Here is a 13,345-nt window from a genome sequence, read left to right as displayed (position 1 = left end):
GAACACTGCAGCGCGAGCGCGGGGAGCATACGACAGGCGGGCCTTTGCCCGAGCAGGCGGCGGCTCTCAATCAGGCGCTATCGCGTCCTGGGCGCTCGTCGCGCGGGCACGTTGAAGTGACTGAGGTGCCTGGACCCGACGCGCTGACCAACGTCTTGACAGATACCCTGGCACTAGAAAGCGATGCCTCGCTCTCGCGTCCAAGCCGGCTGCCAGGGCGTCAGGGCGAGCGCCTCTATGGGGCGCGTCGGAGTCGGAATCTCCCGGCTTCGTCTCTGCCGCCGCGTGCGCGCGACTACTACTATCGGGCCGACGATTACCTACCGGTCTTGAGAGGTGACGCTCTCTCCGACGATGAAGTCTGGGAAGATGAGGAGGACGATGATGAGGGAGGGATGCGCTACGGAGATTGGGAGGATGAACAGGAGTTGCTGGAGGCCACTGCTCGCCCCGCCAGATCGCGATCAGTGGCTGCTAGCGCGCTGCCTGTGCCAACGCGCTCATGTTCACAGCGTGAGCGTGCTTCGCTGCTGCCTCATGATCGGCTAGCGCTCTCGGCTGCTGGCGCCCCTTCGGCGGCTCGTCAGCAACGTGTCACGCAGCCCTTGCGCTCCAATGCTCTCGCCGACCCTGCCTTTACACAGTTTCAAGAGACCTTGCGGCTGCGTCAAACCCGCCAAACACCAGGACGCGAGCGGCAGACCCAGGGGACTGCGGAAACTGCTGCTCCCAGTGGCTCGACACTACCGGCTCCTTTTGGCTCCCAGCGCCCCATCTGTCCTAAGTGTAAGGGGGCGGGCTATCTGCGTCTGGATGTGCCCTTTGGCCATCCGCATTTCGGCAAGCCCATTCCTTGCGAGTGCAAGGAGGCCGACCTCAAGGAGCGTCGGCGCCAGCAGCTCCGCAGTATGTCTAATCTCGAAGCGTTCCGCGATAAAAGTTTTAAGAATTTTAACTATACGGTGCCTGGTGTGCGTCAGGCCTATCAGATGGCGCTAGAATATGCGCGCGAACCTGATGGCTGGTTGTTGTTGGTGGGGCCTAATGGCTGCGGCAAAACGCATCTGGCGGCGGCCATCGCCAATCTCTGCCTGGAGAATGGCTCGCTGGTGCTCTTTGCTACCGTGCCTGATCTGCTGGATCACTTGCGCGCTGCCTTCGCTCCCGAGGCACCTGAAGTCTACGATCAGCTCTTTGCACGTATGCGCGAGGCAGAGCTGCTCGTACTCGATGACCTGGGGGCTCAGCAAAGCTCGCCCTGGGCCAATGAGAAACTCTTCCAGTTGCTCAACTATCGCTACAATTTGCGCTATCCAACGGTGATCACGGCCAATCCACGCGGCTTGCAGGCCATCGATGAACGTATTCGCTCACGCCTCTCCGATGCCTCGCTGGTGACAATGGTTACTTTTGAGGGGGCGCTGGATTATCGCCCGCGCAATCCTCGTCGCCACTAATCAAACCGGAGCCTGAGCGCCCGAGCGTGCTGCAGCCTGTCCATTCCCAGCCACGGGACATGGCTGTGGTGCGCTCCAGCCACTTTCACCATCTGACAGGTCCTGGCTTGCGCCATGCACCTCGACCCTACCTGGTCGCGCTCCTGCTTCCCGGCTCGCTATGCTTCTCTTGCTGTTGCCGGGGCCTTCTTGCGTGTGCGATACTATCATCGTTGGGAGTAGAAAAGGAGGAGACCCCTTCCTTTGCTCTTCACACTGCGGTGACGGCTCTGCCCTCTTCTCTGTCCCTGGCAGAGTGCTCAGGAAGGGAACAAAGCAGTCGGCGAATAGGGGTTCCAGATGAAACATATTGTCGGCATTGCTGAAATTGTGCTCTGGACGGCGGACAAAGAAAAGGCTCTGCATTTCTATCGGGATCTGCTGGGCTTCGAGGTGATTTCCCCGCCGGGTCTACCCAATGTCTTTTTGAAGGTTGGCGAAGGCAAAGCCGGCATTCCACAGATGATTGTGCTGGTGCCCAAGAGCGAGGAAATCAAAGCGAAACCGGCAGGCTATCAGCTCCATCATCTGGCCTTGGAGTTGCCGGAAGAGGAGTTTGATGCCCAATACGCAGCCCTGGTAGAGGCTGGCTATCAGCCGCGCAGTGGCAGACATCCTGTGCTGGCCAGTCGCACCATGTATGTGGATGATCCCGACGGCAATGAAGTGGAATTCATCTGCCGGGCCGAGGCTAGCCTAGCTGGCTAGCTGAGTACCTGCTAAGCAGGACAACGGCATGAGCGCGGAAGAAACGAAGCGTGGGGGAGCGAGTATGAATGCGGTTGAGGAAAAGCCCCTTGTACGGGGAACGCTGGTCGAAGATGCACGCTGGGAGCGAGCCCTGACTCGTGCCCTCGCGCGTGTCAAAGGTCCTAGCGATCTAGCGATTCTCTTCGCCAGTGGCCTCTATGCAGAATCGTTTCCTGAACTTGTGCGGCGCGCCTATGAGGAGAGCGGGGTACGACTGCTGATCGGCTGCTCTGGCCAGGGTGTCATTGGACAAGGTGAGGAGCTGGAGGAAACACCCGCTTTGGCGCTGATGACGCTGCAGCTACCGGGTGCGCGGCTGCGCGTGGTGCGCTTTACACAGGCCTTGGTCGAGGAATGTGAGCGGGCCGAAGAGTGGCATACGCGCCTGGGGCTGTTACCTGAAGAGGTCAACGCCTGGCTGATCTTTGCTGATCCTTTCCGCCTCGATAGTGAAGCTCTCTTGGAAGGGCTGGCGAGAGCTTTCCCTCATTGTCCGATGGTGGGCGGTTTGGCCTCGGCCCATCCCTTACTCCAGCGTACCTTTGTCTTTCGCAACGGTGATGTTTTTGGTGAGGGCGGCGTCGGCCTGGCCATTGGTGGCTCCTACACGATTCTGCCTCTGGTCTCGCAGGGCTGTGAACCAATTGGCGAACCCTGGACCATCACTAGTGTCCGTGGTAACCTTGTCGAGACCATTTCCAATCGTCCAGCTTATGAGTTGCTCCTGGAAACCCTGCAGGAGCTACCGCCGTTCTTGCAGCGCCGCGCTCGCCATAATCTGCTCGTTGGTCTGGCTGCTAATGAGTATCGTGAAAGCTTTGGCCGCGGTAGCTTTCTGGTCCGTCCCCTGATTGGGGTCGACCGACTCAGCGGTGGGCTGGCTATCGGGGCTATGCCGCGTGTAGGCCAAACCATCCAGTTCCAGATGCGCGATGCCAGCACTGCCGATATGGATCTGCGTGATACCTTAGAGCGAGCGCGTGAGGAACTAGGAGACCGCGAGCCGGTGGCGATCATCCTGTGCACCTGCAACGGGCGCGGTATGAATCTCTTCGACACCCCCAATCATGACGCTGAGGCAGTCGAGCACTATCTTGGCCCTCTCCCTCTCGTTGGTCTCTTCTGTAGTGGCGAAATTGGACCGGTTGATGGTCGCCCTTTCCTTCACGGCTTTACTGCCTGCCTGGCTTTGCTCGTCCGCGTGGAATAAGAGCGCCCAAGCCGGGCAACCAGTCGCAGCCAGTCAGATCTGCCAGCCGACGGTGTGACAGGCTCTGGCAGAGCAAGCTGGGGACCTTTGCCCCTACTGCATGCGTGGGCCGTAGCGCTGCTCTGGTGAGTAAGCCTTGTCACCGCCGTCGGCTTGAGAGGCGCTCCTCACGCTGGTGGAGCAGACCAGACCTGAGCGGTGCCGTCGTTGCTGCAGGAAAGGATCAGCCGCCCATCGCGTGACCACCAGGCCGACCAGACGGTGTCACTGTGCCCGCGATAAATCAGCAATTGACGCCCGCTGCTCGCTTCCCAGATCTGGACAGTCCCGTCCTTGCCTGCTGAGGCCAGACGCCTTCCATCGGGCGACCATGCCACGCTCCACACGCGGTTCTGATGACCACGATAAATCAGCTCCTGATTGCCTGTGGCAGCTTGCCAGATACGAACCGTGGCGTCACGTCCTCCAGAGGCCACTCGCTGCCCATCGGGGGCCCAATCCAGGTTTAAGACTCCCCCCTGGTGACCAAGGCAGGTGGTAAGCGTCGTCCCAGTGGAAGGCTGCCAAATGCGCACGGTACTATCCTCCGAGCAGGAAGCAAGCAATCGGGTAACACGCGACCAAGACAGACCACGGATGGTGTCCTGATGGGCGACATAGGTGAGGACGGTGCTACCGTCACTCGTATTCCAGACCTGAACGGTGCGGTCGCCGCTGCCAGAAGCTACCTGCTGGCTGTCGGGAGACCAGGCTAGGGCATAGATAGGTTGGCTGTGACCGCTGTAGCTAAGGAGAAGGGCGCCGCTTTTGATCTCACCAATGTAGACCTGATGGTCCTGGCCTCCAAAGGCCAGATAGTGCCCATCAGGAGACCAGGCTAGCGCATAGATCTCCTGCTGCGGGTTCCCGCTATTCCAAATGAGCACAGGTCGCCCCGTGAGCGGCTCCCAAATCTGGACTGTCCCATCCTGTCCGCCCGTGGCGGCAAGCTGGTTGTCTGGTGACCAGGCGGCACAGTAGACATAGCCGTGATGCCCCGTATAGCGCACTACAAGGCTCCCCGCCGCGCTGACTTGCACTGTGGGGCTAGTGGCTGTTTGGCTGGGGGTTGGTGAAGGGCTGGCTGAGGGTGATGCGGTAGACGCTGGGAGAGGGGAGGAAGGAGATGTCGGATGCCCAGCTATGCCAACCCTGGCGGTGCTTCTGGGTAAGGCCCCCTGCGAAGGAGAGACCTTTGAGAGGGTGTGCAGCAAAGCCAGTGTCAAACCTCCTCCGAGTAGGATCAGCCCTCCTGCTCCCATAAGGAGCGCGCGCCGCGGTAGTACCTGCTCGCTTCTCGTCTCGGGGGCTGGTTCGACTGGAGCACCAAAGCCAGGAGGCGGCGGAGCGATCGACTCCATTGCCGGCGGCACCAAACCGCTATGCTCAGGAGTAAGCTGCGTGCCGGCCAGTTCGGTGCGATTCTCTTCTTCCTGAGGCCAGTCACTCCCTGGCAAGATCACCATATGACCACAAAGCGGACAGAAACGTGCTTCCGGCGGTAGAGGGACCCCACAGAAAGGACAGAACATCGCTGCTGCCTCCTTTGTCTCAGCTCTATGTGTAATGGTGATAGCTGCAACTCCATTTTTTGTTAGGAGGAATAGACCGTTTCCTCTACCTAAACGCTGTCTGTTTGCATCGTTTGAGGAGAAGAAGCCGGGCGTGGCATTTGCCGATCGTGTCCAAAGCAGCGACGGCATACAGCCAATGAGGTTCACCGCCGTCCTGCTTGGCTTGCCAGACCTGCCGCTCAGAGCTGCTGGCCTGTCAGCCCTTATAGAGAGAAAAGTGATCTCCTTCCTGCCCGACCGATGCCTTTTCTAACTATGACCTCTGCAAGGAGGCTGTAACCGGAGGCCGGGGCCGATCGTAAAAACATTTCGAAACTACACCGTTCTAGATCTTCCTGGAACCGGATCAGAAAGGGTACGAGAGAACAGTATGCATCGCCTTGCGAAATTGAGCATGGCTAACAGGAGTGTGGTGGCCTTAGCCACCGTAGCAGTGCTCCTGTTAGGAGGATATATCATCCCGTTGTTAAAGCAAGAGTTACTGCCATCGCTTGTCTATCCGGCTATTTCGGTTATCACGCCCTATCCCGGGGCAGCCCCAGCCCAGGTAGAGCAAGACGTCACCGATCCTCTAGAAAGCAATTTCCAGGGAAACCCTGGTGTGCAGCGCATCACCTCGCAGTCCAGTCAGGGGCTGTCGGTGATCACTATCTACTACAACTTCGGCACTGACCTCGATCGGGCCCAGCAAACCATCAGCGAAGAGATCAGCAAGGCCCAGTCCAGTCTGCCATCGAACGTTACTCCACAGGTCCAGCAGTACGACTTTGCTGACGTGCCGATTATCATGCTGGCTGTCAGCTCAGACCAGGACCAGCAGGACCTTGCGGTGCGTCTCAAACAGATTGTGGTGCCGGCCCTGCAGGGGATCGACGGTGTCGCTAATGTCAGTGTCACGGGTGTGCGTCAGCAAATTGTCAGCATCACGCTCGATCCTAAGAAGCTCCAGCGCTACAATCTCAGTGTCAACCAGGTTGAGCAGGTGCTCCAGGCCAATAACTTGACCCTGCCGGCTGGTCAACAGACCTCGGGTGATCAGACGCTCTCGGTACGCGTTGGAAACACCCTTGGCTCGCTGGACGACCTCAAGAACCTGGTAGTCGGCGAGCAAGCGCTCTTGCCGCAGCAGAGTCAATATCCGAGCGGTGCCAGTGCCTCCAGCCTCACGGGTGCCGGTGCTACTGGTGCTACCAGCAGCGCTGCCGCCTTGCAACAGCAGCTTAATCCCAGCGCCGGCGCTGCTGCTGGCGCAGGAATCACGCTGAAACCGATTAAGCTTGGCGATGTTGCCACGGTCAAGGAAGATCTCGCGCCCTCGAGTACTCTCACGCGTACCAATGGCAAGCCCAGCCTGGGCATTGCGATCACCAAGACCAATGATGGCAATGTTGTCTCTATCTCCCAGGACGTCAACAAGCAGATCCCTGACCTGGAGCGCAAGCTTGGCTATAACGCTCACATCACCGTAGTCAGCGACCAGGCTCCCTACATTCAGGAGTCGGTTCGCGATCTGGCGCGCGAGGGCCTGCTTGGTGCTCTCTTTGCCGTCGTGGTCATACTGGTCTTCCTGCTGTCGGTGCGCTCTACATTGGTGACGGCGATCTCTATCCCACTCTCGATCGTCATCGCCCTGATCTGCCTCTGGCTAGGAGACTACTCACTTAACCTGCTCACGCTCTCAGGGCTGACCATCGCCGTCGGGCGTGTCGTTGACGACTCTATTGTTGTTCTTGAAAATATCTATCGCCATCTGCGCGGAGGGGAAGACAAACGCACCGCCGTATTGGCGGGAGTCAAGGAAGTAGCCACCGCTGTCACCGCTTCAACACTCACCACTGTCTGCGTCTTTCTACCACTGGCCTTTATTGGCGACATTGTTGGCGAGTATGCCCACCCGCTAGCCTTCTCGGTCACGGTAGCGCTACTGGCCTCCCTGCTAGTAGCTCTAACCATTATCCCCGTATTGGCCTACTGGTTCCTCAAGAGCCCGGCGGAGAAAGCTCAGCGCAGGAGTGATCTGCCTCAAGAAAAGCCCAGCTTTCTGGAGCGCGGCTACGTGCCGCTAGTGCGCTGGGTCACCAGCCATCGGACCATTACCCTGGTGGTTGCTCTCTTGCTCTTCCTCGCTAGCTGTGCGCTTTTCCCGTTGCTGCCCGTCAATGTGTTTGGGAATCAGGGAGCGACCTCCTTCCGCTTTAGCCAGAAGCTGGAGCCTACGGCCAGCCTGGCCCGTATCGATGCGGCGACGCGGCCCGTCGAGAACATCCTCAGCACCATCCCCGACATCCAGGCCTATCAGGTCACCATTGGTGGCGGTGGTAACTCCTTACTCAACCTTGGCCCGGGGGCTTCCAGTGGCGGCAGCGCCAACTATATCGTCACCGTCAAGTCCAGCGCGGATCTCAATCAAGTGCAGCAAGCTGTCCGAGACCGCCTCAAAGGATTGAAGGGAGTCGGCACCTTCACATTCTTACAGACCAGCAACAGCAACATTGTTGACATTACCGTACAGGCGCCGGATGAAACGACACTGCGTCAGGCTGCCCAGCAGGTCTATGACGCAGTAGCCACTACACCCAATACAACCGACGTCAGCAGTGACCTCTCCTCGGCGGTGCCCCTGATTGACGTTCACGTCGATCCACAAAAGGCTCTGGCCCACGGTCTGACGGCGGTGCAGGTAGGGCAGCTACTACAGATGGTCTACAACGGCACTACTGTAACCCATGTGACCCTCAATGGGGTGCAGCAGGATGTCGACCTCAAGCTGGGTGCGGAGCCGACGAGCCTGCAGCAACTGCGTGATCTCCAGCTACCGACCGGCTCAGGTAGCGTGCGCCTGGGGGATATTGCCACCGTCAGCCAGGTCAACGGGCCGACTCAGATCTCGCATCTCAATGGCACGCGCACAGCCACCATTACATTGACCGCTACTATTGACAATGTAGGAGCAGTAACCCACGACGTAGAGAAGCGCATCAACAGTCTGCACCTGCCGGCGGGTGCAAGCGCCAGCCTGGGTACCAATACTTCGCTACAGAATCAGGCTTTGCAGCAGTTCTACTTTGTGCTGCTCGTGGCCATCCCCCTGGTCTACATTGTCATGGTGGCCACCTTCCGTAGCCTGGTACAGCCGCTGATCCTGCTGATCGCCATTCCTTTCGCTGGTGTTGGCTCCCTGATCCTGGCAGCGGCTACACGCACGCCGATCGGCATCTCTTCCCTCTTTGGCTTCCTGATGTTGATTGGCATTGTGGTCACCAATGCCATTGTCCTGATCGATCTTGTGAACCAATATCGGGCGCGAGGCATGGACGCGCGCACAGCAGTCATTGAGGGCGGACGTCGACGCCTGCGTCCCATCTTGATGACAGCCCTCGCCACCGTGATGGCCTTGATCCCGATGGCCCTCGGCATCGGAGGCGGTGACAGCCTGCTGATCTCGGGGGACCTCGCCATCGTGGTCATCGGCGGTCTGACCTCCTCGACCATGTTGACGCTCCTGCTGGTTCCCACGCTCTATGTGCTGGTCGAGGATATCAAAGAGCGCTTCAACCAGAAGCCGACGCCTCCCGCCGCTGGTGGGGAGCGCACCGAAGCCGTGGTCGCTCAGCCCTAAGCCTGTGTGGGGGCGTCGCGGTCGCAGAGAACCGGAAGAAAAGCAGAGCAGAGGAGACCAGCGAAAAACTGGTCTCCTCTGTTTCTTCCGGCTCTGTGACTGTGTTGACCAATAGAGAGGGGCGCGCAGGCTGGGGAAAAACCTGTTGGGCGTGCCACCTCTAGTGGTAGCTGGCCTGGGGCGAGCAGAGCACCAGCGGGCAGAGAGGTAGACAGAGAGACAAACAGACAGGAGCACGGTGGCTCGGCTAGCCGGCAATGAGGCAAGCACCCGAGAAGGAAGGCTACCTAAGTGATTGCTATCCGGCTATCCAACTCCGAAAGGTAGGAGAGGGACAACAGGCAAACGGGGCGTGCCTGACCTCCCCACGCCGGCCTGGAGAGATAAGCCAGCGGGGGAGGAAGCACCATCAACAGACAAAGGCAATAAGTCCGGGACTGTGCAGCAAAGCAGGCCTAAGCATAGCAACAGGTATCTAGGGCACGCTGCTCTAGATATCCAGCTCGGCGTTTTTCGCGTGGCTCTCAATAAAGCGCTTACGAGGAGCCACCTCGTCGCCCATCAGCATATTGAAAACGCGATCCGCCTCCACGGCCTCCTCAATAGTCACCTTCAGGATCGTACGGCGGGCGGGGTCCATCGTTGTTTCCCAGAGCGTTTCGGGATTCATCTCACCCAAGCCTTTATAGCGTCCAACCTCCGGCTCTTTCCCATTGTGTTTTGCCTTGTATTCAGCGATCAGGGCATCGCGCTCCTCATCCGAATAGGCGTAGCGCACCTCCTTGCCCATTTTCACATGGTAGAGGGGTGGCTGAGCGATATAGAGGTGACCGTCCGTAATCAGCGGCTCCATATAGCGGAAAAAGAAGGTCAAGAGCAATGTGCGAATGTGGGCCCCATCGACATCGGCATCGCACATAATCACAATGCGTCCATAGCGCAGCTTTGACTTATCGAAAGACTCGCCGATGCCCACGCCGATGGCAGTGATAATATTCTTGACCTCCTCGTTCTCCAGCATCTTCTGCAGGCGGGCGCGTTCCACGTTCAGAATTTTGCCGCGCAGAGGAAGGATGGCCTGAAAATGGCGATCGCGGCCCTGCTTGGCGGAGCCGCCAGCGGAGTCGCCTTCGACAAGGTACAGCTCGCAGCGATCGGGACGACGCTCGGTACAGTCAGCCAGCTTTCCCGGGAGAGTTGTATCGAGCGCATTCTTCCGTTGAACCAGCTCGCGAGCCGCGCGTGCCGCCTCACGAGCCCGTGCCGAGGTCAAACACTTCTCAATGATCGCCCGCGCCTCCGAAGGAGTCTCCTCCAGATAGACCGAGAGCATTTCCGCCGTCACTGCCTCGACGATCGGACGCACCTCAGCATTATTCAACTTGGCCTTCGTCTGCGCCTCAAATTGAGGGTTGGGCAGCTTCACACTGACCACCGCGGTCAAACCCTGGCGCACATCCTCACCGGTTAGATTGCTCTCCTTCTCTTTAAGAAAGCCCATTTTACGGGCATAATCATTCAGCGTGCGCGTCAGAGCACTGCGGAAGCCAGTGATATGCATACCGCCGTCCACGGTATTGATGCCGTTAGCGAAAGAGAACTCCGTCGTATTCCAGCTATCGTTATACTGGAGCGCGATTTCAACCTTCACCTGGTCGACCTCGCGCACAATACTAACGGGACGGCTTTGCAGGCAATTGCGGTTCTTATTAAGGTAGCGGACGAAGGAGACGAGGCCGCCTTCAAAGTAGAAAGTGACCTCGCGATCGGTGCGCTCATCGCGGAGAGAGATAGTCAAGCCGCGGTTGAGATAGGCGATCTCGCGGAAGCGCTGGGCCAGGATATCGAAGTTATAGTCGCGAGTCTCCATGACCTGGAGATCAGGGAGAAAAGTGGTTTTAGTGCCGTGGCCCTCAGCCGGTCCCAGATCCTCTACCGGAGTGACGGCGACGCCGCGCTCGTAGCGCTGGCGATAGCGGCGACCATCGCGCTTCACCTCTACCTCGCACCACTCTGATAGGGCATTGACCACTGAGACACCCACGCCGTGCAGGCCGCTGCTGAACTGATAGACCCCACTGCCAAACTTGCCGCCGGCATGCAAGATCGTCATCACCACTTCCAGCGTCGACATCTCAGGGCGCTGGTGATGCTTTTCCACAGGAATACCACGCCCATTGTCCTCGATCGTCACGGATTCATCGGCGTGGATCGTCACTGTCACCGTATCGGCGAATCCGGCCATCGCCTCATCGACGCTATTGTCAACCACCTCATAGATCAGGTGGTGAAGGCCACGCTGATCAGTCGACCCGATATACATACCGGGTCGGACGCGCACCGCCTCCAGACCTTCGAGGATCTGGATATGCTGCTCATTGTACTCCCCGCTGCTGACGCTACCACGCGCCGCCTTGGAGCCATTGAGTTTCTCCTTGGAGAGCGCGCCATCACCAGCTACCTGCTCAGCCGTTGCTGCCAGAGTTTCTCTTGCTTTTGCCATAGGGTCTGCACGTTCCTTTAACGCTAACAGCCTTCTCTTTATAGAAAAAGAGCCAAGAGGCCACTCTCACTCTCAATAGATAGCACAGCCTGAAGACTCATCTCGACCGAGAGCGCGAGGACTGGGCCAGCGATGAGCCTTGCATGGCGGACCTGATGCCTCAGCTCAGGTCACTCTCTGAAGAATGGGCAAGCAGCTCTGCTCAGCGCTTGCAGCGCAGCCTGGCTTGCCGTTCGTCTGCTTCTCGGTCAGCCGGCTCTAGCCGACGCGAGGCATCAGGGCATAGACAGATAGCGGCGCCAACCAGCCGCTCATCCCTCCATCAGCTTCACCACTGACCTGCCTGCTCGCTTGCTCACTGCCGCTACATCCAGACCGATCGTCGTCTGCCAGCCAGGCTGAACAGAGGGAGACGAACAGGCAAGCGCTATCAAATCTTGCTGCTCGCCTGTTTTGCCGCTCTCTTCCTACGCCTACCTCCTGGTCTGTCGGGTTACAGGGCACAGTCAGCGCGGCGCCATCCATGTCTGATTGCGCATCGTCGTACGGAGCTGTGCGCCTGGCGGTCTCAAGCACCTGCGTGCTGACCAGGACGAGGAGACAGGCTCTGTGAGGAAAAGATCACAGCTGTTATGCTGCTTATACGTTCTTTCTGAAAGAGAGAAGCCAATGTGGTAACGAAGTTACCCTTTGGTGTCTCTCTTATTATATCACATGCAAGGCTGCGAGCCAATCAAAGACGGACAGATTGACCACCATAGAAAGTCAAAGCTGCCCTCATCTCTCGCTTCATCGGCCCCGTCCATCTACCGCCAGCAGCAGGCTGAGCAGTTCTGGCCGAACAGCGAACAAAGTGGCTGACCCTAGCCAGAGCGCATCTCCAGACCAGCCGTGCCCAACTCAGAGCGAGCCTTAGCAGCGAACCTCTTGGCCTCTTGAGATGCTCACCACCTGCCATCTGCCATACAGTGCTCACGGCGGATCGAGCAGCCCCGGGGGGAAGGTGAACTGAGCGCCTGAGCGCCCCGCCAGCGTATCCATGCTGCCAGGCCAGGCGAGCGGTGCGACAGCAGAAAAGCTCACAGGCATTGAAGGAGCGACGCTATTCACTTCCTGCTTGCCAGGTGACATAAGCCAGAGATAGAGACAACAAAAATACAAGAGCCGTCTGGCCTGGTCAGCAAACCGGACAGGCGGCTCATCGCTAGTCACCAGCTTGCAGCAAGGCAGGGAATACCGAGCTAGTGCCTGGGAGCCAGCGCAGCGCTCACCGTACAGGGGAGAGGTGCCAGACAGACCAGCGACAAAGACAAACCAACGAGGCCATCTGGCACTGGAGCCAAAGCCAGCATGGACCGTCGTATCAGCGGCCGTCGCCAGCAATCAATCACATGCTCGCTCAATCAGTCAGCCGGCAGCAAAGCCAGCACAGCGAGCAATAAGTTTACGCAGGAACGAAGAAGCCAGAGCTAGAAGCGGTTGCCGCTCAGCGGGCCACTCATTGGGACACCCGGCGGCTGATTGGCGGGCATGCCAGCAACACCTGGCATGGAAGGTACGCCTGGCACACCAGAGACGCCTGGGACGCTGGGCATGCCCTGCATTGGCATGGCCATCAAATTGGTAGCGCAGTAGGGACAGAACGACCAGCGCAGCTCAAGGAGGCGCTCACACTTCGGGCAAGGCCGCTTAAGCTTCTGCCCACAGGACGGGCAGATCTGGAAATCCGACTCCACCCGAGCGTGGCAATTGGTACATGTCTGGCGCTCGGTCATCTCTGCCAGCAGCGATTCCTCCTCTAGCTGGCGCTCATAGATCTCGGCAAGTGTTTGGCGAGGGCGCAGAATCAAGTAGATCAGCAACCCGCCCACATTAAAGACCGCCACCAGCAAAGTCGCGATGACCTGCGTGGCCAGATCCTGGGAGCGGGAGCGAATATCGCGAAATGTCCAAATGATCAAACTTATCCAGAAAACGAAGAAAAACGCGAGAAAAAAACTGATAATAAGCCCCAGGGCGTTCTGCAGAGTTGTCAGCAGGTTGCCCCCACCGGGAGTAGCTCCAAGAATAAGGGTCAGAGATTGCGCGTTCACAGGATGAAGGCCCCTTTCAGAATAGACATAGCTCAGTACACACAATTACAACGGACATCCC

At 58.5% G+C, this 13,345-nt stretch carries 7 protein-coding genes; 4 read left to right on the top strand and 3 right to left on the bottom strand.

Annotation, left to right across the window (positions count from 1 at the left end):
• From IRZ24_RS09140 to IRZ24_RS09130, 3 genes are all read left to right on the top strand, one after another.
• The coding region (locus IRZ24_RS09140; RefSeq protein WP_297162873.1) for an ATP-binding protein at positions 1-1,457 on the top strand (1,457 nt) is incomplete at its 5' end.
• A gap of 339 nt (positions 1,458-1,796) precedes the next feature.
• Positions 1,797-2,204: a VOC family protein gene (locus IRZ24_RS09135; RefSeq protein ID WP_297162869.1), complete on the top strand. Its 408-nt coding sequence runs from the start codon at positions 1,797-1,799 to the stop codon at positions 2,202-2,204.
• Positions 2,205-2,232: 28 nt separating this feature from the next.
• Positions 2,233-3,456: an FIST N-terminal domain-containing protein gene (locus IRZ24_RS09130; RefSeq protein WP_297162866.1), complete on the top strand. Its 1,224-nt coding sequence runs from the start codon at positions 2,233-2,235 to the stop codon at positions 3,454-3,456.
• Positions 3,457-3,623: 167 nt separating this feature from the next.
• Here the strand turns inward: IRZ24_RS09130 and IRZ24_RS09125 are convergent, their stop codons facing one another.
• Positions 3,624-5,027, bottom strand: a complete 1,404-nt coding sequence (locus IRZ24_RS09125; protein WP_297162864.1) for a zinc-ribbon domain-containing protein — start codon at positions 5,025-5,027, stop codon at positions 3,624-3,626.
• 412 nt (positions 5,028-5,439) lie between these two features.
• Here IRZ24_RS09125 and IRZ24_RS09120 point away from each other — a divergent pair, with 412 nt between their 5' ends.
• A complete protein-coding gene (locus IRZ24_RS09120) occupies positions 5,440-8,688 on the top strand; it encodes an efflux RND transporter permease subunit (protein ID WP_297162861.1) in 3,249 nt (1,082 codons plus the stop codon).
• A gap of 490 nt (positions 8,689-9,178) precedes the next feature.
• On the opposite strand, the gene gyrB is transcribed toward IRZ24_RS09120, so the two are convergent.
• A complete protein-coding gene (gene gyrB / locus IRZ24_RS09115) occupies positions 9,179-11,191 on the bottom strand; it encodes a DNA topoisomerase (ATP-hydrolyzing) subunit B (RefSeq protein WP_297162858.1) in 2,013 nt (670 codons plus the stop codon).
• Between the two features lie 1,469 nt (positions 11,192-12,660).
• Positions 12,661-13,284 carry a zinc ribbon domain-containing protein gene (locus tag IRZ24_RS09110; RefSeq protein WP_297162855.1) on the bottom strand — a complete coding sequence of 208 codons (624 nt, stop codon included), beginning with the start codon at positions 13,282-13,284 and terminating at the stop codon, positions 12,661-12,663.
• Positions 13,285-13,345: the final 61 nt, after the last annotated feature.

This window comes from Thermogemmatispora sp. (genome assembly GCF_019683755.1).
In the GTDB taxonomy this organism is placed as follows: Bacteria; Chloroflexota; Ktedonobacteria; order Ktedonobacterales; family Ktedonobacteraceae; genus Thermogemmatispora.
This window is presented reverse-complemented; position numbering and strand designations above follow the sequence as displayed.